21 protein-coding genes are annotated in these 23,002 nt (G+C 60.7%); 16 read left to right on the plus strand and 5 right to left on the minus strand.

What is annotated here, in order from left to right; genetic code table 11:
- Window positions 1-87: 87 nt before the first annotated feature.
- Genes aguB through C1M53_RS17100 form a run of 3 tightly spaced genes read right to left on the minus strand, consistent with a single transcriptional unit; the run spans window position 88 to window position 3,040 of the window.
- Window positions 88-978 carry an N-carbamoylputrescine amidase gene (aguB, locus tag C1M53_RS17090; protein WP_129413324.1) on the minus strand — a complete coding sequence of 297 codons (891 nt, stop codon included), beginning with the start codon at window positions 976-978 and terminating at the stop codon, window positions 88-90.
- Between the two features lie 8 nt (window positions 979-986).
- Window positions 987-2,096, minus strand: coding sequence for an agmatine deiminase family protein (locus C1M53_RS17095; protein ID WP_129413325.1), 1,110 nt, complete (start codon window positions 2,094-2,096; stop codon window positions 987-989).
- Entirely contained in the window at window positions 2,096-3,040 is a 945-nt protein-coding gene (locus C1M53_RS17100) for an agmatine deiminase family protein (RefSeq protein WP_165358171.1), read from the minus strand. The genes C1M53_RS17095 and C1M53_RS17100 overlap by 1 nt, the downstream gene beginning before the upstream one ends.
- On the opposite strand from C1M53_RS17100, the gene C1M53_RS17105 reads away from it, so the two are divergent.
- Window positions 2,963-4,108 carry a LysR substrate-binding domain-containing protein gene (locus C1M53_RS17105; protein ID WP_129413327.1) on the plus strand — a complete coding sequence of 382 codons (1,146 nt, stop codon included), beginning with the start codon at window positions 2,963-2,965 and terminating at the stop codon, window positions 4,106-4,108. The two genes, C1M53_RS17100 and C1M53_RS17105, sit on opposite strands and share 78 nt — an antisense overlap.
- A gap of 57 nt (window positions 4,109-4,165) precedes the next feature.
- Here the strand turns inward: C1M53_RS17105 and C1M53_RS17110 are convergent, their stop codons facing one another.
- Window positions 4,166-5,320 (minus strand): AraC family transcriptional regulator, encoded by a 1,155-nt coding sequence (locus C1M53_RS17110; protein WP_129413328.1) that lies wholly within the window; start codon window positions 5,318-5,320, stop codon window positions 4,166-4,168.
- Between the two features lie 430 nt (window positions 5,321-5,750).
- Between C1M53_RS17110 and C1M53_RS17115 the strand changes: the two genes are divergently transcribed.
- Genes C1M53_RS17115 through C1M53_RS17145 form a run of 7 tightly spaced genes read left to right on the plus strand, consistent with a single transcriptional unit; the run spans window position 5,751 to window position 13,143 of the window.
- A complete protein-coding gene (locus C1M53_RS17115; protein ID WP_165358337.1) occupies window positions 5,751-6,764 on the plus strand; it encodes a UDP-glucuronic acid decarboxylase family protein in 1,014 nt (337 codons plus the stop codon).
- Window positions 6,764-7,750: a UDP-glucose 4-epimerase GalE gene (gene galE, locus C1M53_RS17120; protein WP_129416222.1), complete on the plus strand. Its 987-nt coding sequence runs from the start codon at window positions 6,764-6,766 to the stop codon at window positions 7,748-7,750. Before C1M53_RS17115 ends, galE begins: the two co-directional genes overlap by 1 nt.
- On the plus strand, window positions 7,747-9,594 hold the full coding sequence (locus tag C1M53_RS17125; RefSeq protein ID WP_129413329.1) for a glycosyltransferase family 2 protein: 1,848 nt from the start codon (window positions 7,747-7,749) through the stop codon (window positions 9,592-9,594). The genes galE and C1M53_RS17125 overlap by 4 nt, the downstream gene beginning before the upstream one ends.
- Window positions 9,595-9,630: 36 nt before the next feature.
- On the plus strand, window positions 9,631-11,022 hold the full coding sequence (locus C1M53_RS17130; RefSeq protein ID WP_129413330.1) for a UDP-glucose/GDP-mannose dehydrogenase family protein: 1,392 nt from the start codon (window positions 9,631-9,633) through the stop codon (window positions 11,020-11,022).
- Window positions 11,023-11,029: 7 nt separating this feature from the next.
- Window positions 11,030-11,626: a DUF995 domain-containing protein gene (locus C1M53_RS17135; protein ID WP_129413331.1), complete on the plus strand. Its 597-nt coding sequence runs from the start codon at window positions 11,030-11,032 to the stop codon at window positions 11,624-11,626.
- A gap of 15 nt (window positions 11,627-11,641) precedes the next feature.
- Window positions 11,642-12,604: a glycosyl hydrolase gene (locus C1M53_RS17140; protein ID WP_129413332.1), complete on the plus strand. Its 963-nt coding sequence runs from the start codon at window positions 11,642-11,644 to the stop codon at window positions 12,602-12,604.
- Window positions 12,605-12,630: 26 nt separating this feature from the next.
- Window positions 12,631-13,143 (plus strand): DUF995 domain-containing protein, encoded by a 513-nt coding sequence (locus C1M53_RS17145; protein ID WP_129413333.1) that lies wholly within the window; start codon window positions 12,631-12,633, stop codon window positions 13,141-13,143.
- 157 nt (window positions 13,144-13,300) lie between these two features.
- Here the strand turns inward: C1M53_RS17145 and C1M53_RS17150 are convergent, their stop codons facing one another.
- Window positions 13,301-13,636 carry a hypothetical protein gene (locus C1M53_RS17150; RefSeq protein ID WP_129413334.1) on the minus strand — a complete coding sequence of 112 codons (336 nt, stop codon included), beginning with the start codon at window positions 13,634-13,636 and terminating at the stop codon, window positions 13,301-13,303.
- A gap of 518 nt (window positions 13,637-14,154) precedes the next feature.
- On the opposite strand from C1M53_RS17150, the gene C1M53_RS17155 reads away from it, so the two are divergent.
- From C1M53_RS17155 to C1M53_RS17190, 8 genes are all read left to right on the plus strand, one after another.
- On the plus strand, window positions 14,155-14,655 hold the full coding sequence (locus C1M53_RS17155; RefSeq protein ID WP_348629992.1) for a DUF3088 domain-containing protein: 501 nt from the start codon (window positions 14,155-14,157) through the stop codon (window positions 14,653-14,655).
- A gap of 166 nt (window positions 14,656-14,821) precedes the next feature.
- On the plus strand, window positions 14,822-15,808 hold the full coding sequence (locus tag C1M53_RS17160; RefSeq protein WP_129413335.1) for an MsnO8 family LLM class oxidoreductase: 987 nt from the start codon (window positions 14,822-14,824) through the stop codon (window positions 15,806-15,808).
- A gap of 33 nt (window positions 15,809-15,841) precedes the next feature.
- On the plus strand, window positions 15,842-17,194 hold the full coding sequence (locus C1M53_RS17165) for an LLM class flavin-dependent oxidoreductase (RefSeq protein WP_129413336.1): 1,353 nt from the start codon (window positions 15,842-15,844) through the stop codon (window positions 17,192-17,194).
- Window positions 17,194-18,423: a M20 aminoacylase family protein gene (locus tag C1M53_RS17170; RefSeq protein ID WP_129413337.1), complete on the plus strand. Its 1,230-nt coding sequence runs from the start codon at window positions 17,194-17,196 to the stop codon at window positions 18,421-18,423. Before C1M53_RS17165 ends, C1M53_RS17170 begins: the two co-directional genes overlap by 1 nt.
- On the plus strand, window positions 18,420-18,941 hold the full coding sequence (locus tag C1M53_RS17175) for a GNAT family N-acetyltransferase (protein ID WP_129413338.1): 522 nt from the start codon (window positions 18,420-18,422) through the stop codon (window positions 18,939-18,941). The genes C1M53_RS17170 and C1M53_RS17175 overlap by 4 nt, the downstream gene beginning before the upstream one ends.
- A 177-nt stretch (window positions 18,942-19,118) precedes the next feature.
- Window positions 19,119-20,918 (plus strand): amino acid ABC transporter permease/ATP-binding protein, encoded by a 1,800-nt coding sequence (locus C1M53_RS17180; RefSeq protein ID WP_129413339.1) that lies wholly within the window; start codon window positions 19,119-19,121, stop codon window positions 20,916-20,918.
- 173 nt (window positions 20,919-21,091) lie between these two features.
- Complete coding sequence (locus C1M53_RS17185; protein WP_245488617.1) at window positions 21,092-21,958, plus strand: ABC transporter substrate-binding protein; 867 nt, start codon at window positions 21,092-21,094, stop codon at window positions 21,956-21,958.
- Between the two features lie 75 nt (window positions 21,959-22,033).
- Window positions 22,034-22,966: an ABC transporter substrate-binding protein gene (locus C1M53_RS17190; RefSeq protein WP_129413341.1), complete on the plus strand. Its 933-nt coding sequence runs from the start codon at window positions 22,034-22,036 to the stop codon at window positions 22,964-22,966.
- Window positions 22,967-23,002 lie beyond the last annotated feature (36 nt).

The following is a 23,002-nucleotide window of genomic DNA, read 5'->3' on the forward strand; positions in this document are numbered from 1 at the left end:
TCGTTGCCGGAGCCGTTTAATCAGAGCGTCGCTTGAACTGTGTGGACGCTCCGATAGTCGTCAACGCCGCCGCCGTTGGCGCATGCGCTATGCAGCATCCTTGGTGAGCAGCCGCTCCGGTGTTGTTTCCAGAAGCGCCTGATAGAGATCGGGACGTCTATCGCGGAACACGCCCCAGCTGCGGCGGGCAGCCGCGATCTCATCGAGATCGAGAGCGGCCGTGATCACGCTCTCGGAGACACGGTCGGCTTCGGCAAGCTTGGCACCGGTGTGGTCGGTGATGAAGGACGAGCCGTAGAACACCACCTCGTTCATTTCACCCTTTTCAACGCCGATCCGGTTGGCGGCAATGACCGGAGTAAGATTGGCGCCGGCGTGGCCTTGCATGACACGTTGCCAATGGTCTCTCGAGTCCCAGCCGGGATAGGACGGTTCCGAACCAATGGCGGTGGGGTAGACCAACACCTCGGCGCCCATCAGCACCATGGCGCGTGCCGCTTCGGGGAACCACTGGTCCCAGCAGACACCCGCGCCGATCTTGCCGGCCGCGGTTTCGAAGACCCTGAAACCGGTATCGCCATCGGCGAAGTAGAGCTTTTCGGAATAGCCGGGGCTGTTGGGAATGTGGCTCTTGCGATAATGGCCGAGCACCTTGCCGTCGGCGTCGATCATCACCAGTGTGTTGAACAATCTCGAACCGTCGCGCTCGAACAGGGACACGGGTAGAACGGTGCCTGTTTCACGCGCCAGGGCAGCCATGCGAGCGACGGTCGGATGGCCGTCGAGGGGGCGGGCACGGACATTGTGACGTTTGTCCTCGTCCATGCAGAAATAGACACCTTCGAACAGTTCCTGCAGAACGACAAGCTGGGCACCGCGCCTTGCAACCGCGCGGACATGGTGTTCAAGCTTGTCGAGATTGGCTTCGATCTCGTCGGTGCAGGAAATCTGGACGGCGGCTGCAATCAGCTGACGCATGGTTCACCTTATCGGGGTTGCTGTTGTGTGACGCAGTGGATGCCGCCGCCGTTCTCGTAGATGCGGTCCATATCGAGCTGCACGATGCGGCGCTCCGGATGCAGCCGGCCGAGCGTTTCCCTGGCAAAGGCATCGGCTTTCCTGTCGCCGAACTGCGGCGTGTAGAGCGCGCCGTTGCCGACATAGTAGTTGGCATAGCTGGTCAGGAAGTCCTCGCTCGTGGAGCGCGCATTCGTGGCGGAGGGAATTGAAATCACCTCGAAAGCACGGCCGCGGGCATCTTTGGCCTTGGCCAGGATGGCGAGCGCCTCTTCGTGAGCCCGACCCCATTCGGACGTATCGCCTGGCCAACTACTGGCCACGAGCAGCCCGGGTTTCACGAAGCGGATCGAACCATCGATATGCCCGTCGGTGATGTCCTTGCCGCGGACGCCAGGGACCCAGACCACGACCTCGACGCCGAGCGTCTTCTTGAGGTGCTGCTCGATCTCGGCGCGACCGAGCCCGGGGTTCCGGTTGTCGTTGACCCAGCAGCTCTCGGTGAGCAGCAAGGTGCCGTGGCCGTCATATTCGATGCCGCCCCCTTCGCCTCTGATCGAAAAGACCCGACGATCGGCCCCGACAGACTTGGCGACGCTGGAAGCGATCTCGGCATCATGCGCATGCGCCTGCTTGTTGCCCCAGCCATTGAAGCGGAAATCGACCGCGGCAATCGTGCCACCTGAAGTTCGCACGAACACCGGTCCGGAATCGCGCATCCACATGTCGTCGGTCGCGATGTCGATGAGCTCGACTTCAGGACCACACAGCTCTGCCGCAAGAGCATGATGTTCCGCAGCCGCGGCCATTGTCACCGGCTCGTTCTCGGCGATGGCTGCCGCCAGGCGGCCGAGCGTCTCCTGGACACTTTCGTAATAAGCGCCCGGCCCGCCATAAACGGCCGGCGTGCTTGGCCAGGCCATCCAGGTCCTGGCATGCGGTTCAGCCTCGGAGGGAACAGTCACCTTCCGGCTTTCCGCGTTCGCCGACTTGATCGCGATCTCAGGCATGAGCGCCAATCCTGCTGCTGCCGTGATGACGTGACGACGTGTCCATGATGGCTCCTTTCGTTCGTCCATTACAGGGGCTGTTCCTGGGTGATGCAGTGGATGGCGCCTCCGGCGGGCACGACAGCGCCGACGTCGACGGTGACGATGCGTCGATCCGGGAAGGCGCGTGCGACCGCTGCCATGGCCTCTTCACCCGAAGGACGGCCGAAGGTCGGCATGACGATGCCGCCGTTGGCAATGGCAAAGTTGATGTAGGAACGTGCGAACACGTCGCTGGTCGCCTCGACATCGTAAGCCTCGGGAATGGGGATGACGTCGAAACTGCGCCCGCGCGCGTCGGTCTGGCTGCGCAGGGCCGCAAGATTGTCGGCAAGGATGCGCCCATGCAGGTCCGCCGGGTCGGGATTGTATTCGAACATCACCACGCCGGGTCGGACGAAGCAGCACATGCCATCGACATGGCCATCCGTTTCGAGATCCAGCGGGTCGCCTGGCAGCCACACGACCTTTTCGAGGCCGAGCATGCGGACGAGTTCCTTCTCCACCCACGCCTTCGACACGCCAGGATTGCGGTTGGAATGCAGCAGGCTGGTCTCGGTCACGATCAGCGTTCCTTCGCCGTCGGTGGTCAGCGAGCCACCTTCACAATGGAGGAAGGAACGAAGGGCAAGTGCATCTTCTCGAGCCAGGATGCGTTCGGCCAGCGCATTGTCCTGATCATAAGGTTCGTGCTTGCAGCCCCAGGCGTTGAAGCGCCAGGACACGCCACCGAGGTTGCCATCGGCAAGCTTCAGGAAGGTCGGGCCTGAATCGCGGATCCAGCAATCGTCGATCGGGATCTCCACGACATCGATGTCTTTTCCAAGCTGGGCATGAGCATCCTTGGCGTGATCGGGATGAACCACCATGCTGACGGGTTCGAACTGAGCAATGGCATGGGCGACATCGGCATAGGCCTGCTGCATTGCCGGCAAATTGGCGCCATACAAGTCCTGGCGGTGGGGCCAAGCCATCCACGTCTTCGCATGCGGCTCGAATTCCGCCGGCCGACGAAATTTCAGCCGCTGCGCCGGCCACTCGATGGCATTCATCAAAACTCTCCATTCATGTATGGAGCTCATTGTTATGCCGATGCCGATCCTATACAACTGAGAAGGATTCCTGCTTTTATTGAATGGAATTCATGTATGGCGCGGTTCCGGCATATTCCTCCCACGCAATTCCTGAAGGGATTCGAAGCGGCTTCTCGGCTCGAAAGCTTCAGCCGCGCCGCCGAGGAGCTCGGCCTCAGCCAGTCGGCAATCAGCCATCAGATGCGCCTGCTCGAAGGTCATGTCGGACAACCGCTGTTCCTGCGCATCGGTCGAGAAGTTCGGTTGACGGATGCTGGGCGCGACTATCAGCGCACGGTACGCCGCTGCCTCGAATTGATGGAAGAGGGCTACCGGCGTCTGGAGCCCTATCGAAAGCCGGGTAGCGTCGTCATCTATGCGCCGCGGGATTTCAGCCGACGTTGGCTGCTGCATCGCTTGTCTTCCTTGCAGGCGGCTGTACCGGCCTGCGAGCCCTGGCTCGACACCAGCGGGACAGCGATCGATTTCCAGACGATGGAAATAGACCTGGCGATCATCCACGCCGAAGTGCCGCCAGAGGGTTACGAGAGCCTGCGGATCGCAAAGGACATCCTGTCACCGGTTGCGACTGTGGCGCTGGCGGAAACACTGGACGAACCATCCGACCTGCTTGGCGTTCCGCTCATCCATGACGAGCGGCCGCTTGGCTGGGCTGATTGGTTCAGGGGCGCCGGCGTCGAAGCGAATGGCAGCTGGCACGGCAGCAACTTCAGCGACTGTGATCTTGCACTTGCGGCGGCCGAACTTGGCCAGGGCGTGGCGCTGGGCAGCCTGCCGCTGGTCGAGGTTGCGCTGGCAACAGGGGCTCTCGTGCGCCCTTATGGCCACGCCCTCGAAACGGGCCGCGCGTGGTACGCCTTGTCCACTCGGGACCGGCTCAGGGATGTCGATGTACAGGGGGTATGGGATTGGTTGGCGGAACATGCCATGGATCCAGGCGATCAATGACAAGTTCTATGGGGTCGGCTGGAGAGACGATCGCATGGCGGCCATATCGCCTCGATGTCAGCGCCCGAGTTCTCGCAGCCATTTTTCGAAAGTCGGCGTCGGCGATTGATCGATGTGGGTAACGGCAGGCAACTGGCCGGTGGCGGCCTTCCGGACATCGCTCGGGCTTAGCCTGAATTCGTGGATGAACGCGCGCGTGAAATTCGCCGCGACGTCAAAGCCTGCCTCCTCGGCAATGTCCAATACGCGCTGGTTGTTGGCCGGATCGCTGAGCGCCGCGTAGGCATCCTGCAGGCGCTTCCTGCGTATGTAGTTGAGAACGCCACCGCTTGCCTCGAACAGCTGGTAGAGACGCGTACGGGAGATGCCCATCGCACGAGAGATGCTGTCGGGATTGAGGTCCTGCGAGCCGAGGTTGCTGTGAATGTAGTGGTGCACCCGTTCCATCGCGCTCAATGTCAGCGGATTGACGCCGTTCTGGCGATTGGCTGCTGCTTCTGCAAGGCAGGTGACGAGCATGTCTCGTATTGTGTACACGATCTTCACGAGGTCGCTCGCCACAAGTGTCGGCAGCCTTGTTTCGACGCTGCCGATATAGTCGATCAAAAGGGTTGCGTAGTTGCCCGTGAAGACTGAATTGTTGGCCGCGACCAGCATGCCCGCGTTGCCGGCGAACAGGTCGTACGGCATGTAGAGCAGGGTCACCTCGCTTTCGGTGGCCCGTCCCCGATAAGGGTGGCCGAGCGAACGAAATGTGACGGTATCGCGGCGGCTTTCCACGACATGGCCATCGACCTCGGTCCAGGCGTTTCCCCTGTGTGGAATGCCGATGTACCAATGATCTATAGAGCTCGAACGCAGTTTTTCAGCCGACCGTGCGTAACGATATGCATCGGTGCGCTGCCGCACGAGCAGCATCTTGCCAAGGTTCCAGGCGGTATGTTCAGCAGCAAAACCATTTTGCGGGGCTACCCCGTCGGGCAGATTGACTTCGACTATGGGCTCCAGATGAGAGCGCCAGATGCTGAATTGTTCTGCCGGTTCGAACTGTGCTGTTGAAAAGCGCAGCGGTGTGAGGGCTGGCGGCGCGGAGAAAACCGCATCATTCGTCTGATCGGTGTCGCGTGGCCAACGCCGCCGCTCCACGCGAGGCGTCCCTTCCGGGTCGGCTGACGCGTTCAACCTATCAGGCTGGTCTGAACGATCGCTCATTCAAGATCTCCAACCCAGACCATGTCGCCGAACAAACGCTGCAACCTTTCAAAAAGTTGCAGAGTAAAAGTCGGCTTTTTCTACATGCCCCAGATTCATGGCGACAATTTGTGGTCGCGGAATCATCCAGACCGGGCCGCATTTCACATACGCGTCGTCGCCAGATTTGGCTGAGAGAAATGTACACCAGGATAACATCTCGGATTCAAGGATAACGACAGCTCCAGGAACATATGCTCTAAATATTTAATGTCTAATTACCAATTAACATCGTTAAATATTGGTGTCTTGAGGGGGTGTATCCAAATAATATTTGGAAAAAATTCTGAAATTTGAAAACAAAAAAGCAAAAATCTGAGTTTGCGTAAAATCGTTGGAGGCGTTGTTGAGTAGAGTAACCAACTATTTGTTTCATTCCGAGCCGGCAAATATTGAGCCGGCTTGGAATGACATTTTGACGCCGCCGCGTCCCAAATCTTCCAAGACAATTCTCGTTGCCGGTGGTGCGGGGTTTCTGGGCTCGCATTTGTGCGAGCTCCTGATCCGCAAAGGACATCGGGTCGTCTGTATCGACAATTTCTCCACGGGCAGGCCGGAAAACGTCCGGCACCTCAGGTCGTCGGGGGCCTTCACATTGCTTCGTCACGATGTCGTTGACCCGATCGATCTGAAGGTCGACGAGATCTACAATCTCGCTTGTCCGGCTTCACCGCCGCACTACCAGGCCGATCCGATCCATACCACCAAGACCAGTGTGCTTGGCGCTCTGAACCTGCTGGAAAATGCTGCCCGCTACAACGCGCGCATCCTTCAGGCCTCGACTTCAGAGGTCTATGGCGATCCGAATGTTCATCCGCAGGTCGAGAGCTACTGGGGAAACGTCAATCCCTTCGGGCCGCGCTCGTGCTACGATGAAGGCAAGCGTTGCGCCGAGACGTTGTTCCACGACTTCAGCAGGATCCGCGGCGTCGAAATCAAGATTGTCCGCATCTTCAATACCTACGGGCCGCGGATGCGGCCTGACGATGGCCGCGTTATTTCCAATTTCATAGTCCAGGCTCTCCGGGACGAGGATATCACCATTCACGGCGATGGTTCGCAGACGCGTTCCTTCTGCTTTGTCGATGACCTGGTTGACGGCTTCCTGTCCATGATGGCGTCACCGGCGTCACTGACGGGACCAGTCAATCTGGGCAATCCGGTCGAGTTTACAGTCGCCGAACTCGCCGGCCAGGTTCTTGCCCTGACTGGGTCGCGGTCGCGCATCGTCCACCGCCCGCTGCCGACAGACGATCCGCGTCAGCGGCGTCCCGACATTTCGCTGGCGATGCACGAACTCGGTTGGCAGCCAAGGGTGGTGCTGGCGGAGGGGTTGAAAAGAACCATAGCCTATTTCGAAGCCGTCCTCGCTGCGGAACGCCGCAAGCTTACCGAGGTGGCATGATGGGCAGCCGGCGTATCCTCGTCACCGGCGGTGCCGGCTACATCGGAAGCCACACAGCCAAGCTGCTGCGGTCGAGAGGCCTGGAGCCCGTCGTCTATGACAATCTGGCAACGGGCAACCGTTCGTCGGTGCGCTGGGGCCCATTCGTGCACGGTGATGTGCTGGATACCGTTCACCTGACGCGCACGATGGAACTGTTTCAACCGACGGCCGCCATTCATTTTGCTGCCTCCGCCTATGTCGGCGAATCCGTCGAGGATCCTTCGAAATATTACCACAACAACGTCGCGGGCATGTTGTCGCTGCTCGACGCCGCCCGGCAGGCGGGCCTGGAAAAGGTCATCTTCTCCTCCAGTTGCGCCACCTATGGCGTGCCCGCCAGTCTTCCGATCGCCGAAAGCATGCCGCAGGTCCCGATCAATCCCTACGGCAAGACGAAGCTGATGGCGGAACAGATGCTGGCCGACTACGCCACTGCCTTTGGCCTGCACTATGTGGCGCTGCGCTATTTCAATGCCTGCGGGGCGGACCCCGAAGGTGAACTTGGCGAATGGCATGATCCCGAAACGCATCTCATTCCGCGGGCGTTGCTGGCCGCCGCCGGCCGCATCGAAAGGCTCGAAGTATTCGGTGACGATTATGACACAGCCGACGGCACCTGCGTCCGCGACTACATCCACGTCAGTGATCTCGCCTGGGCACATGTACTCGCCTACGAGCATCTGGCGCGGGGTGGCGGCAATCTCGCCGTGAATCTCGGCACCGGGCGTGGTGCCTCGATCCTCGAAATCCTCGAAACCATCGATCGCGTCACCGGGCACAGTGTCCCCATCGCGATCCAGCCGCGTCGCGCCGGTGATCCACCCGTGCTTTACGCCGATCCAAGTCTCGCCCGCTCGACACTTGGCTTCTCGCCGCAATACTCAGATCTCGACACCATTGTGCGCACAGCGGCACCGTTCTTCGGATTGGGAGCGTGCCCATGACGGCGTGTACCACCAGCGAGACTCGCGGCCTTCGCCTCAGCCAGAAGCCGTTGCTGGCGCCGGTTCTCCGCGGTTATCGCCGTGCAGAGTACTTCGTCGGCGTGACATTGTGGCTAGCAGCCCTGCTTTATTTCTGGATCTGGTGGTTCAAGCCATCCCATCATTTCAGCCTGTTCGGAAGTGCTTTGACCACCTACGAACTGGCCTGGATCACGCTTATGCCGGTCTATCTGATCGTCGTTTTTGCGGGTGCCCGGCAATCTGTTGGCCCCTTGCGAATACCTGCTGGCAGCCGCGTCGCGATGGTGGTGACCAAGGCTCCGTCGGAGCCGTTCTCGATCGTTGCCGAGACGTTGCGTGCGATGCTGGCCCAGACCGTTCCGCACGACACCTGGCTTGCCGACGAGGATCCATCACCTGCAGTGATCGACTGGTGCCGTCGTCATGGCGTGTTCGTTTCAACCCGCCGCGGGCGGGCCGACTATCACCGCGCTACGTGGCCGCGCCGCACACGCTGCAAGGAAGGCAACCTCGCTTTTTTCTACGACCACTATGGCTATGACCGCTATGATTTTGTCTCGCAGCTGGACGCCGACCATGTGCCGGAGCCCGACTATCTGTGGAACATGCTGCGGCCGTTCGCCGATCCTTCGATCGGTTATGTCTCTGCGCCGAGTATCTGCGACCGCAATGCTCGCCAAAGCTGGTCGGCGCGGGGGCGGCTCTATGCAGAGGCCAGCCTTCATGGGGCGATGCAGGTTGGCCACAACGCCGGGCTCGCTCCGCTCTGCTTCGGATCACACTACGCGGTGCGCACCGCAGCGCTCAAGGAAATCGGTGGCCTGGGGCCGGAACTGGCCGAGGATCATTCGACGACGTTGATGATGAACGCGCATGGCTGGCGCGGAATCCATGCGGTGAACGCGATCGCACATGGTGATGGTCCCAGTACCTTTGCCGATCTCGTCACCCAGGAATTCCAGTGGTCGCGCAGCCTGGTGACGTTGCTGCTGCAACATTCGCCGATCTACGTGCCTCACCTGCCGCGACGGTTGCAGTTCCAGTTCCTGTTTTCCCAGCTCTGGTATCCGCTCTTTTCTTCGTTGATGGCCCTGATGGTGGCGACACCGGTCATTGCGCTGCTTCGCGACGAAAATTTCGTGGCGGTCACCTATCCGGATTTCCTGATGCATTTCCTGCCGCAATGGCTGGTCCTTATCGGACTGTGCTTCCGTTGGCGCGCCGCAGGCTGTTTCAGGCCCGTCGATGCCAAGATCTGGAGCTGGGAAAGCGCATTCTTCCTGTTGGCCCGCTGGCCATGGGCACTCGCTGGCAGCGTCTCTGCTCTGCGCGACTGGATGACCGGAACCTTTGTCGAGTTTCGCGTTACCCCCAAGGGAACTTCGGAAGTCGATCCGTTGCCGTTCAGGGTCTACGCGCCCTACGTGGCGATCGCCGTAGGCTCCGCCTTGCCGGCCTTGTTGATCGATGACGCCAACGCTGGTCGCGGTTTCTATCTTTTCGCAATCATCAACAGCGTTTTCTACACCCTGCTGACGGTCGTCATCCTGGCCAGGCATGGTCGTGAAAATCGTTTGAGGACGGTCAGCCGGTTTTATCGCCCGGCGGTGACCGCAGGCGTTCTCTCCATGATCGCGCTGCCAGCGTTTGCTGCTGTCCTGCATGGCCGCGAGAGTGTCGAGGTTCTCGCCTGGGGCACGCAACATCTTCAGCTTTTCGAGGAGCGCTATTCGGCTGCCGGTGCCGGTATCGGCCGGACGGAGGTGCGAAAAACCGTGTTCAGGCCGCATTGGCGCTGGGCGATCGAAGATACGACGGAATGAGTGCTTAAATGGAGGCGCCGCAGGGCGTTGGATGCCATGAAGATCGCAGTCATTGGAACCGGTTATGTCGGCCTCGTCAGCGGTACATGCTTTGCTGAATGGGGTCATGAGGTGATCTGCGTCGACAAGAACGTCGACAAAATCTCGGGTCTACTCAAAGGACGATTGCCGATTTACGAGCCGGACCTCGACAAGATGGTTGCACGCAACCAGGCGGCGAAACGACTTGCTTTTACCTGTGATCTTGCCGCGGCGGTGACGAATGCGCAGGTCGTGTTCATCGCGGTCGGAACGCCTTCGCGGGCAGGGCAGGGTGACGCCGATCTTTCGTTCGTCTACATGGCGGCGCGCGAGATGGCGCCGTTCCTGGCGGAAGGCGCGGTGGTCGCGGTCAAGTCGACAGTCCCTGTCAGTACAGGCGACGCGGTGGAAAAGATCATCGCCCGTGCGCGTCCCTACGGGTCTTTTTCGGTAGCGTCCAACCCGGAATTCCTGCGCGAAGGCGCGGCGATCGGTGATTTCATGAGGCCGGATCGCGTGGTCGTCGGCGTCGAGGACGGTCGTGCGCGTGCTGTGATGGCAGCACTCTACCAAGGGTCGCTGGGCGATGTTCCACTCGTCTTCACGGACAGGCGTACATCGGAGCTCATCAAATATGCCGCCAACGCCTTTCTGGCTACCAAGATCACATTCATCAACGAGCTGGCGGATCTCTGCGAGAAGGTCGGCAGCAATGTAGGTGAGCTGGCGCTGGGCATAGGGCTTGATCGGCGTATCGGCACCAGCTTCCTCAATGCGGGTCCAGGCTACGGTGGATCCTGCTTCCCCAAGGATACGCTCGCGCTGCTGAGGACCGCTCAGGACTATGGCGTGGTTCTGCGCATCGTGGAGGAAACGATCGTCGCCAACGAGGCCCGCAAGCGCAAGATGGCGCTCAAGGTCATCGAGGCTGTCGGTGGTGACGTCGAGGGGCTGACGATCGCCGTGCTCGGATTGACCTTCAAGCCAGACACCGACGACATGCGCGAGGCACCATCGGTGCCGCTGATCGAGACACTGCAGCGCTATGGGGCCAACGTCCGTGCCTATGATCCCGTCGGACTGGAGAATGCCGCACGCATGCTGGAGGACGTCACCCTGCTTGACGATCCTTACGAATGCGCTCGCAATTCGGATGCGGTGGTGGTGCTTACCGAATGGGACAGCATCCGCCGCATCGACCTAGGCCGTCTCAGGCGGCTGGTGCGGACGCCGGTGCTCGTCGATCTGCGCAATGCGATCGAACCGGGCGCGGCGTCCGCCGCAGGCTTCCACGTTTCGGTGGTCGGGCAACGCTCCGAGCACGCGGAATGGGCGAACCCCACAACGGACGAGCCGGATTTCGAAAAGACAGCCTCCGGTTTGCCTCGGATGGTGCGTGGAAAGTGAGGCGCAGATGAACACTCATGTCATCGATTGCCTGCGGCGCAGCGGTGTTGCTTTCGGCACGTGGCCGTTGACGCTCGTGGCTTTCGGTCTCGCACTGTGCGGTGGAGCGGCTACTGCTGCCGCGGAGCCAAGCGCGGTGCCGGCTCAGGCGAGAGTCATGACTGCGCTTGAGCTACATGACCTTTATCGGGACAAGACCTGGCAGTGGAGCGATGGCGCGGGACGCTTCCAGGAAGAAGGTCGCATTTTCCGGGCCTGGTCTGGCAACGGAGCCAATGCCAGTTGGGCAGAGGGGCGTTGGACCCTGACCAATGACGGGCAGTTGTGCCTGCGGGCTGTATGGCACAGCCCGGGCGGCAGCTCCCCCAAAAAGACCTGCTTCCGCCACAAGCTTCATGACGGCACGGTCTATCAAAAGAAGGAGCCGTCAGGCGCCTGGTATGTGTTCAAGCACGCGGCGCCTGACAAGGACGACGAGTATGTCAAGCTCGTCGAACAAGACACGGTGAGCGCCAAGGTGATGGCCTATCGGCCGGTGGCGCAAGAGATGACAACCCCAAAAACCGTACCGCTTCCGACGCCAGCGCCGGTCGGTGCGCAATGATAGCGGAGAACGACCATGAGAAGGAAATTAGCGGTTATCGCGCTCTCGTGCGCGGGACTGATGCTGAACGGGGCGGGCCTCGCGGCCAACCAACGCCCCCTGGGCATTCCCAACGAAAACTCGGCGACGGCAACCATGCCTTCGGACAAGCGTCCGGTGATCACGCCGGCGTCCGTCGGTTTCGGGGCCTACGATCCTCACGGTGATTTCGGCAGCGACGCCAATTCGAAGATCGAGCATCTGTTCCTGCCCTGGGAAGATGTCGATCTTCGCACGCTCGCGCTGGCCGACGACTATGCGCAGAAACGCGGGCGTTCCCTGCTCATCACCGTCGAGCCATGGTCTTGGTCGCCCAACTGGCGGCTGTCTTCATCGCAATTGCTGTACAGCGTCCTGAGCGGTGAACGCGACGGCTACATGGCTGCCGTCTGCTCCGAGGCCGCGAAGCTGAAAAGCGATGTCACCATTCGCTGGGCACAGGAAATGGACGAAACCGACAACCAGTTCACCTGGGCACACTGGAATCCGCCGGACTATGCGAAAGCCTATCAACGCATGGTGACCGTGTGCCGCGAGCACAACAAGACCGCAAAATACATGTGGTCGCCGAAGGGCAATGAAGGCCTGGAGGCATTCTATCCCGGCACCAACTTTGTCGACATCGTCGGCCTCTCGGTGTTCGGCTACCAACCCTATGACCAGGGTGTCATCGGCCATGACACGAGTTTCGTCGAGCAGATGCGGGAGAAATATGCCCGCGTCAAAGGCTTCGGCAAGCCGATCATGGTTGCAGAACTCGGCTATGAAGGGGATGCCGGCTATGTCAAGGATTGGGCACAGAGCGTCGCCAAATCCTATCCGGAATTTCCCGAGTTGAAGGCCATCGTCTACTTCGACGATCGCGAGGTTTATCCCTGGCCGAAAGGGTACGGCCTGCCGAACTGGCGCGTGGTGCAGACGCGCGAAGCATCGAATTGAATGAGGCGAGGGGTGGGAGAAAAGAGATGACCATTGCACACGGACTGATCATGGTTGCGGCACTGGTCGGCGCGGCGGGCGCTGCAACGGTTGCCGCCTCGGCTGCGCCCAGCGCCGCCACGATCAAACAGGCCGAACCGCTCAGCAACGAAGACCTTTATCGGCTCTACAGCCAGCGGTCATGGATATGGAAAGACGGCGCCGGCTATTTTGCCGTGCCGCAGCGCCGTTTTTCGGCGTGGACGGGGAAGGGCAGGAACGCTTCCTATGGGGTAGGGAGCTGGTTCATTACCGATGCTGGCCGGCTTTGCTTCAAAGCCGACTGGTATGCCAAGATCGGCGCCGCGCCGGCTCTTACCTGCTTCAGCCACCGCAGGAAGGGCAACGTCATATTCCAGAAGCGTGAGCCGAAGGGCGATTGGTATGTCTTCGCAAACGCGCCGGTCCGGAAGGGTGATGAAATCACCAAGCTGCGGCGGGGCGATTATGTCGTCGCAAAATTGGGCAAGGTCGAGGACAGACTGGCACTCAAGCGCTGACCCGGGCAATTCCAGGGAAAGGGTATAACGGTTTTCGGTCTGGAATTGCGTAAATACAAAGAGCTAGAGCATTTCCGCGTTTCCGTGAAAAACGGAAACGCTCAAGAGCCGGCAGTTGTTCGAGCAACTGCCGGTTCCGTCTTCAGCATGTTTGACGTCAGGTTCGGAGGAAACAGTGCGAGGTCTGTCCGAAGCCGCTTGGCGAGCAGATGTGTGGCGCACGGCCATAGAACCGCACGTTGTCGGAAATGTTCTGCGTGCTCTTGGCCACCGTGGCGCGGCGGCTGACCGTCGCGATCTTGCCTTTAGGCTTGATGACCTGCGCCGTGAAGGCATGGCTCGCCTGCGTGGTAACAGACGCGGATTTTACATTGCTGTCGGTTATGGAGTTGCAGCCCGATAGGGCCATTGTCACGATTGCAGCACAGAGCAGCGGAACCGTGTGAAGCTTACTGCCGGCCCGGGAGGGGGCAGCCTTCGAAATCGAAGCCATCCTGTCATTCCTCATTGGTTGGGGGCATGCACGTATGCAACCAAGAGATACACCGAGTCGCTTAAGACACCGTGGAAACAACGCTGCAAATGCACAGCTTTCGCGGAGCCTGTTCTTAACGACTTGCGTGGAAGTTCGTACGAGTGGCTGGCGGTTCCGTACTGCTACAGTGGCGCCGTCTTGATTGCCGGGGCCTTCTAGCGTCGCTTTCCCTTGCCTGACAGTAAAAAATAATCGCAGAGCGAAACAATCGAAGAGTGACGGGTCGATATTGGAGGCAGCCTCCATTCGCCCGCTCCCGACAGTTTCCTTGAACGGCAGGATTTCGGCCGACACGCGCGAACTTCCCCGTGGCAATGGTTCGAGCAAAGATCGATCGCGTAGGTGAAGTCGAGCCGGGGAAAGTCGGCTGGCCATCTTACCGTCCAGCAGTCGGCGTCGCGTTCGGCAGCATGATCCTCAAGTGTAAATGATCGAGAACCGGCCAGGCGGAGCGCAAAAAACATTCGATATTGACGGTGAGGACAGAGGCGATTTTCTTTCCCGCAATCGCAATTTCCATAAGAATTATCGACATCGAACATTCCATGGCGATGGCCCCTTCCGGCTTCATCATCCGGGACAAGTGCTGCTCGGCAGAGAACAGGATTATTCCTTTGACGACGACTGATCTGCACAAGCCGCAGCTTTTCCTGCTTTCTCCCGACTTCGAGGATGCTGCGTATCCCGAGCAACGCTTCTTTTGCCGTCATTCGGCATTGGTCGAGGGCGTCATTGCTTCTTTTCCTGCGCTTGAGGACCTGCTGGACATCCGACGGGTCGACTTCAAACGACCGCGTACGGAGGTTGTCGCCTTGCTCGGAGAAGCGAACCAGGCATTGCCTGTTCTCATACTCCGACCTGGTGAAACGTCTGGACAGGTTTCAGGCGAAGCCGGTGGCAGGCAGTTCATTGCCGGCGCCGAACCGATCATCGCAGCTCTCGTGGAGCGTGAATTCATCCCGCCGCCTCATCCGTAGAGGCCGGCCGGCTGCCTTTCATCAAGGGAAGCGAGCCATTCCGGATTTCGCGCGCCGGCTGAAAGGCTTTTCTCCATAAGCGGCCAATTTCGCCAAATAGTCTATAAAATCTATGGAATTAATCGACTAAAATATCGAGCGATACGGTGACGAAGAAGGGGATGCCATGTCCTACGTTTTGAGTGCACTCGATAAGAGCCCACTGGTCGGTCGGGACAGCCCGACCGATGCGCTGAAGCGCACCATCGCGTTGGCGCAATTGGCAGAACGCCTGGGCTACCATCGCTTCTGGGTCGCGGAGCATCACAACGTTTCCGATCTCGCCAGTTCGTCGCCGGAAATCCTCATTTCCCATCTGCTTGCCCACACCAGCCGCATCAGGATCGGTTCGGGCGGCGTCATGCTGCAGCACTACAGCGCCTACAAGGTGGCGGAGAATTTCAATCTTCTTGCCTCGCTGGCGCCGGGCCGCGTCGACCTCGGTGTCGGCAAGGCGCCAGGTGGCCTGCCGCTGTCGACCCGCGCGCTCCAGGCAGATCGCGACCCGTCGCGCAAACCTGATTTTGTCCAGCAGATCGCGGAACTGGGTGCCTATCTTGACAGGCAGGGGCCAGTCGAAGGACTGGCCGCAACGCCCTTGCCGACGATTGCGCCGCAGCGTTTCCTGCTCGGAGCCAGTGTCGATAGCGCCGAACTTGCTGCGGCACATGGCTGGGAGTTCGTTTTTGCCCGCCACCTTAACGGTGACGACGCCCTGCTCGACGCGGTCGCATCGAGCTATCGCAGCATCGCCGGCAAGGCGCCGATCGTCGCCGTGTCGGCTATCGTTTCGGAATATGCCGGCGAGGCGATCGCAGAGGCGGAAAACACCAAGCTGTTCAAGGTGCATGTGCCAGGTGCGCAGAGCGTAACGGTCGGCAGCGCGGAGCAGGCCGAGGAATATGCACGGCAGGTGGGTGCCGCCGAGTATCGCATCGAACCGAAGCAATCGAGCGTGATCGCTGGCACGCCCGATCAGGTCTGGGCCGAATTCGATCGCCTGGCCGATCGTTACGGTATCGCCGAATTCATTGTCGAACCGGCCGTCAACGGTTCCTGGCGTCTCGCCACGCTGGAGCTCCTGGCGCGTCGACGCTCGGCTGTCGCCGCGTAAGACGCAGCCCGACCAGGAAGAAGGATTTCGCGCATGAGTGAAAAACGCATTCCATTCGGCATCATGCTGCAAGGCCCTGGTGGCCACATGAATGCCTGGCGGCACCCCAGCGTGCCGGCCGACGCAAGCACCAATTTTGACTACTATGTCAGGACTGCCATACAGGCCGAGGCGGCTGGCATCGCATTCGCGTTCGTGGCCGACGGGCTCTACGTCAACGAACAGTCGATCCCGCATTTTCTCAACCGGTTCGAGCCGATCGTGCTCCTGTCGGCATTGGCGGCGGCAACGAACCGCATCGGCCTGGTCGGAACGCTTTCCACATCCTATAGCGACCCGTTTACCGTCGCCCGGCAGTTCGGCTCGGTGGACCTTGTGAGCGGTGGCCGCGCCGGCTGGAATGCCGTCACCTCTCCGCTCGAGGGTTCGGCCAAGAACTATGGCCGCGACAAGCATCCCGAGCACGCGCTGCGTTACCAGATCGCTGCCGAGCATATCGAGATCGTCAAGGGTCTGTGGGACTCCTGGGACGACGATGCCTTCGTTCGCGATCGCGACACCGGCCAATATGTCGATTTCTCCAGGATGCACCGCCTCAACTACAAGGGGCGGTTCCATTCGGCGGAAGGGCCGCTCAATCTCGGCCGCTCCGCCCAAGGGCAGCCGGTGCTGTTTCAGGCAGGTGCCTCCGAGGACGGCGTGTCGCTGGGCGGCCGTCATGCCGACGCCGTCTTTGCCGGCGCTGACTCTTTCGAGGAAAACAAGGCACTTTCCCGGCGGCTCAAGGACGCTGCCGTAGCGCATGGACGCGCTGCTGACGACATCAAGATATTCCCGGGCATCGCGCCGATCGTCGGGGCGACCGAGGCGGAGGCCGAGCGCAAATATCAGTTGATCCGCGATCTCGTCAGCGTGCCGGAAGCGCTGCGCTATCTCGGCCGCTTCTTCGATCATCACGACTTCGCGGCCTATCCGCTCGACGAGCCGTTTCCCGACCTGGGCGATATCGGCCAGAACAACTTCCGCTCGACCACCGATCGTATCAAGCGGACTGCAAGAGAAAGGGGGCAGACGCTTCGTGAGGTTGCCCTGGAAGTGGCAACACCACGGACGCGTTTCATCGGCACGCCTGAAAAGGTCGCAGACGAGATCATCCGCTGGGTCGATGGTGGTGCCGCCGACGGTTTCGTTCTTTCGTTCCAGGTGATCACCGAAGGTCTCGATGACTTCGTCGAACATGTCCTGCCGCTGCTCGAGGCGCGCGGCAGACACAGCAGCCAGCTCGCTGGTAAGACTCTGCGTGATCATCTCGACCTGCCCTTCAAGGAGAGCCGCTACAAGCAGTCCGGTGAGGGAGCCAAATCCGCGGCGGAGCGCGCGGCCTGATGACCATTCATCACGCCGCTCCGGTCAAGGATGACGTTGCTTCGACGCTGCTTGCCTATCGCGACGAATTCATCGCTCTGCGGCGCAAGCTGCATAGCGAGCCGGAAATGGGTTTTCGCGAGGTGAAGACCTCGGCGCTGGTCGCGGAGCTGCTGGAGTCCTGGGGTTACGAGGTGACGCGCGGCGTCGGCAAGACCGGGGTCGTCGGCACATTGCGCAACGGCGACGGCGACGCCTCGATCGGCATAAGGGCTGACATGGATGCGCTGCCCATCGTCGAGGCGACAGGTCTTGCCTATGCCAGCACGACACCCGGCACCATGCATGCCTGCGGTCATGACGGCCACACGACAATCCTTCTGGCCGCGGCGCGGTATCTTGCCGAGACGCGGAAATTCTCCGGAACGTTCCGGGCGATCTTCCAGCCTTCGGAAGAAGGCGGTGCCGGTGCGCGTGCCATGATCAATGATGGCCTGTTCGAGCGGTTTCCCGTCGATGCGGTTTTCGGGCTGCACAACTGGCCTGGCGTGCCAACCGGCCAGTTCGGTTTTCGCCCCGGCCCGACGATGGCTTCGGTCGATCTCGCCATCATCCGCGTCATCGGCAAGGGCGGCCACGGCGCCAAGCCGGCGCAGGCGGTCGATCCGGTTGTTGCCGCAGCTTCACTGGTGCTGGCGCTGCAGACGGTGGTGTCGCGCAACGTCGATCCGCTCGAGACCGCAGTGGTGACCGTCGGCACCATCAACGGCGGGATCGCGGCCAACGTCATACCCGACAGCGTCGAGCTGAAACTGACCGTGCGTACCTTCAACGAAACCGTGCGAGAGCAGATCAAGGCCCGCATCATCGCGCTGGCCGAAGCGCAGGCCGCAAGCTACGGCGCGCGCGTCGAGATCAGCTATCCGCGTGGCTATTCCACGCTGGTCAATCACGAGCGGGAGACGACGTTCGCGCGGCAGGTTGCCTCGCGGCACTTCGGCGAGCGGCGGCTTGAGACGGATTTCCGGCCGATCACCGCCAGTGAGGATTTCGCGTTCATGTTGCAGGAGCGGCCAGGCAGTTATCTGTTCATCGGCAATGGCGACAGCGCCGATCTGCACAGCCCGCGCTACGACTTCAACGACGACATCCTGATCGATGCCGCCCGATACTGGGTGCATCTGGTGCAGGGCTATCTGGCCGATCGCAACGGCAGCCATCCAACCCCTGAAGGAATCGAGGCGCCATGACCGACGGCTTTCTTTACACCACGCCGCTCGATCCGCGCGCGCAACCGCTGATCGAGGCGCTTACCTGGGAATATGAGACACGCTACGGCAATTACTGGGGTGAACCGGCCGGCGCCGAAATGGCGCGCTATCCTGCCGAGCTGTTTGCGCCACCCCACGGCGCTTTCCTCCTGCTGATGCGCGGCGGAACGGCTATCGCCGGAGGCGCCTTCAAGCGCTACGATGAGCGCACCGCCGAACTCAAGCGCGTCTGGACCCATGTCGAGCTGCGTCGGCAAGGACTGGCGCGTATCGTGTTGGCGGAACTCGAAGCGCAGGCACTGCGGCAAGGCTACAGCAGGATCTACCTGACGACTGGCTTTCGACAGCCAGAGGCTGCGGGCCTCTATCTCAACAATGGCTACACCGCGCTGTTCGACACGACAGTCGATCCGGAGATCCACGGCTCGCTTCCCTTTGAGAAAGACATCAGCGCACTGGTGACAGGCGTGGCTGAACCTATCCGCAAGGCAGGGTGAGTGCGTATTTCATGAAGAGTTTCAGTAATCATGCGTGAAATTTGGATGGCAATGTCAATTCGAAGTGAAAAGTTGAAAAAACTTGCCGTGACCGAAGGAAAATAATTCTGAATATGAAATCACAAAGCTGAGAAAATCTTACGATAAACAGATTGTTCCTGGAGAGGCGGAATCGAAATGACAACAGTTACGGATGTCGGCGATATCTCCGCTGCCAGGCGATCACGATCCATCGAAAGCCACACGGGCTACAAGGTCGTACCGGCCAAACATCATTGGCGCACGGTCGGAACGATCGTCGCGGTTCTGGTGATCGCGGTCACGCTGCATTCCGTCCTGACCAATCCGCGCTGGGGCTGGGATGTCTTTGCAAAGTTCTTCTTCTCCGAGCCGGTGCTTGTCGGTCTCGGCCGCACCTTGCTCCTGACGGTGCTTGCTTCCGCGCTGGGCTTCCTGCTCGGCACAGTGCTGGCCTTTGCGCGTGTATCGACCTCGCCGCTGTTGTCCGGCGTGTCCTGGGCTTATATCTGGTTCCTGCGCTCGATCCCTCTGATCGTGCTGCTGCTGGTTCTGAACAATCTCGGTTACCTCTATCCGACCGTCGATGTCGGGGTGCCGTTCACCAGTATCCTGTTTGCGCAATACAATACCGTCGAGGTGCTCAGCCCGTTCGCGGTGGCGCTGATCGGGCTCAGCCTCAACCAGGCCGCCTTTTCGGCCGAGATCATCCGCGGCGGCATCCTGTCGGTCGATCATGGACAGCACGAGGCCGCCGCAGCGCTCGGACTGTCGCGGCGCCGGCAGGCGCTCAACATCGTGCTGCCGCAGGCAATGCGCGCGATCCTGCCCAGTGGCTTCAACGAGATCATCGGCCTGGCGAAATCGACCTCGATGGTCTATGTGCTCGCCCTGCCGGAGCTGTTCTATACAGTCCAGGTCATCTATCGCCGCAACCTGGAAGTCATCCCGCTGCTGATGGTGGCGACGGTCTGGTACCTGGTCATCATGAGCGTGCTCTCGCTCATCCAGATCGCGATCGAGCAGTATTACTCCAAGGGAGCCACCCGCAAGGCGCCCGGGCCCGTGTTCAGGCGGATCGCCGCATTCCTGTCGCGCCTGCCCTTCGGACCGGTGTTGGTTGGGAAACAGAATGTGGTGGAGACGAAGCAGGTCGTCGTCCGCAAGCCTCTTGCTGCGGTCAATCTGGGCGATCGTGGCGCCGGCCGTATCGAGATCCGCGATGTCAGCAAGCGCTTCGGCGTGCTGACCGTACTCGACCAGGTCAGTCTCACTTTGGCACCGGGAACGGTCACGGCCATTATCGGCCCGTCGGGCGCCGGCAAGTCGACGCTGCTGCGTACGATCAACCATCTTGAACGCACGGATGAAGGCTTCATTTCGATTGATGACGAGTTGATCGGTTATGCGCGCGACGGCAACGTACTCTACGAGCTGAAGGAGGGCGCCATCCGCCGCCGCCGTTCGGCAGTCGGCATGGTGTTCCAGAATTTCAACCTGTTCCCGCATCTGACGGTGGTTGAGAACATCATCGAGGCGCCGGTGTCGGTCCATGGCGTACCGCGCGCCGAAGCGGTTGAAACAGCCCTCGATCTGCTCGCCCGCATCGGCTTGTCCGACAAGGCCAATGCCTATCCGCGCCATCTGTCAGGCGGCCAGCAGCAGCGTGTGGCCATCGCCCGGGCACTCGCACTGAGGCCGAAGGTCCTGTTGTTCGACGAGCCGACCTCGGCGCTCGATCCGGAGCTGGTCGGCGAAGTCCTCGACGTCATCAAGGAACTGGCGGATTCCGGCACGACCCTGGTGATCGTCACCCACGAAATCGGCTTCGCCCGTGAGATCGCCGACACCGTCGTCTTCATGGAAAGCGGCAAGGTGGTCGAGGTGGCGCCGCCGGCCAAACTCTTCAGCGAACCGGCGCATCCGCGCACCCGCGCCTTCCTGGCAAAGGTCCTCTAGGCCGATCCCTTTCCACGCCAGTCATCTGTGCGGAGCACTGGCATACCCGTCCTTCGTGGCGGGCAAGCTTTCGCACGTCTCGAAACAGGAGCAGGCACATGACCATTCATCGCAGTCGGTTTTCCTTTGTATTGGCGGGGTTCGCCGGCCTTGGGCTGTGGGCGACGACATCCATGGCAGCCGAGTTCGATCTCAGCCCGGAACAGCCAACGCGCGTTCATGCCGAGAAGAGCGAGAAGGCGATCGCGGCGATCCCGAAGGACTACAAGTTCGTCGAGCCCGGCGTCCTGACCGTCGGCATCAATCCGTGGGATCCACCGGTCGCCACCTATGCCACCGACGCCAAAACCGTCGTCGGCACCGATCCGGACCTTGCCGTCCTGCTCGCAGAAACGCTCGGCCTCAAGCTGAACCTCGTCGCCGTTGCGTGGGAAGACTGGCCGCTTGGCCTGTCCTCCGGCAAGTTCGACGCGGTCATCAGCAATGTGACGGTGACGGAGGAGCGCAAGGAGAAGTTCGACTTTTCCACCTACCGGCAGGATGTGCTCGGCTTCTACGTGAAGAAGGATAGCAAGATCACGTCGATCAAGGAGCCGAAGGACGTTGCCGGGCTCAAGGTCATCACCGGGGCTGGCACCAACCAGGAGAAGATCCTGCTGGAATGGGATCGCGAGAATGTTGCTGCGGGCCTGAAGCCGGTAGAGGTGCAATATTATGATGACCGCGCCGCGAGCCAACTGGCGATCCAGTCGGGTAGGGCGGACGCCGAGTTCAACCCGAATGCCACCCTGGCCTATGGTGCGGCTGTGAACGGCGGAACCAAACTGGTCGGCGTCGTCAGCGGCGGTTGGCCGCGCACCGCCGAAATCGCGGTGGCCACCCGCAAGGGCAGCGGGCTGGCTGACCCATTCAAGGTTGCCGTCAACGAACTAATCGCCAGCGGCAAGTATGGCGAGGTCCTGAAGAAGTGGAGCCTGACCGAGGAGGCGATCGACAAGTCGGCCACCAATCCCCTCGGCCTGCCGAAACCCAACAGCTGATCAGGGGCTGAAGGCCGCAGGCGTATCTCCCGCCTGCGGCCCCGTCCGCGATTTATCTTCAGAACGAGTGTCGCCATGCTCTCCAGAACATACCTTCTTGCTCCCGTTTTCCTGGCTACGTTGCTTGTGGCTGCGGGTGCTGCCGCCACCGCCCAGTTCGACCTCAGCCCGGAGCAGAGCGGCCGTGTACGCGCCGACAAGGACGATGCGCTAGTCAAGACCATTCCGAAGGATTTCCATTTCGTCGATGAAAGCGTGTTCACGGTGGCAGTCGCTCCGTCCGGTGTGCCGCCGATCGCCAGCTACGCCACGGACGCTGCTACGGTCATCGGTGCCGACCCTGATATTGCCCAGCTCGTCGCTGACAAGCTTGGCCGGCCACTGAAGCTGGTGGCGGTCGCCTGGGAGGACTGGCCGCTCGGCATCATCTCCGGCAAATTCGATGCCGTTGTTTCCAATGTCGGCGTGACCGAGGAGCGCAAGCTCAAATACGACTTTTCCAGCTATCGTCAGGGGCTGCACGGCTTCTATGTCCGTAAGGACAGTCCAATCCAGAAGATCGCCGAGCCTACGGACATTGCCGGGCTGAAGATTGTCACTGATCCCGGCACCATCCAGGAAAAGATCATCGTGGAATGGGATCGGCGCAACCGCGAGGCCGGGCTGAAACCGGCCGAGATCATCCTGTTCGACGATGAAGCTGCGTCGAGTCTGGCGTTGCGCTCCGGGCGCGCCGACGCCGTCTTCAGCGTCAATGCGGTGCAATCCTATCAGGCGGCGGTGACCGGCGACGCGCGACTGGTTGGCACCGTCAATGCCGGCTGGCCATTGACCACGGATGTCGGCGTGGTGACGCGCCGCGGCAGCGGCATCGCCGATGTTGTCACGGCCGCGCTCAACGAGACAATCAAGGACGGGACGTACAAGCGAGTTCTCGATAAGTGGAACCTCGGACCTGAAGCGATCGATCAGTCGAGAACCAATCCACCCGGGCTGCCGAAATATTGAGCTCCGATCCGATGCGGAAACGTCCAGCCTGGAGCG

The organism is Mesorhizobium sp. Pch-S, assembly GCF_004136315.1.
Classification (GTDB): Bacteria; Pseudomonadota; Alphaproteobacteria; order Rhizobiales; family Rhizobiaceae; genus Mesorhizobium.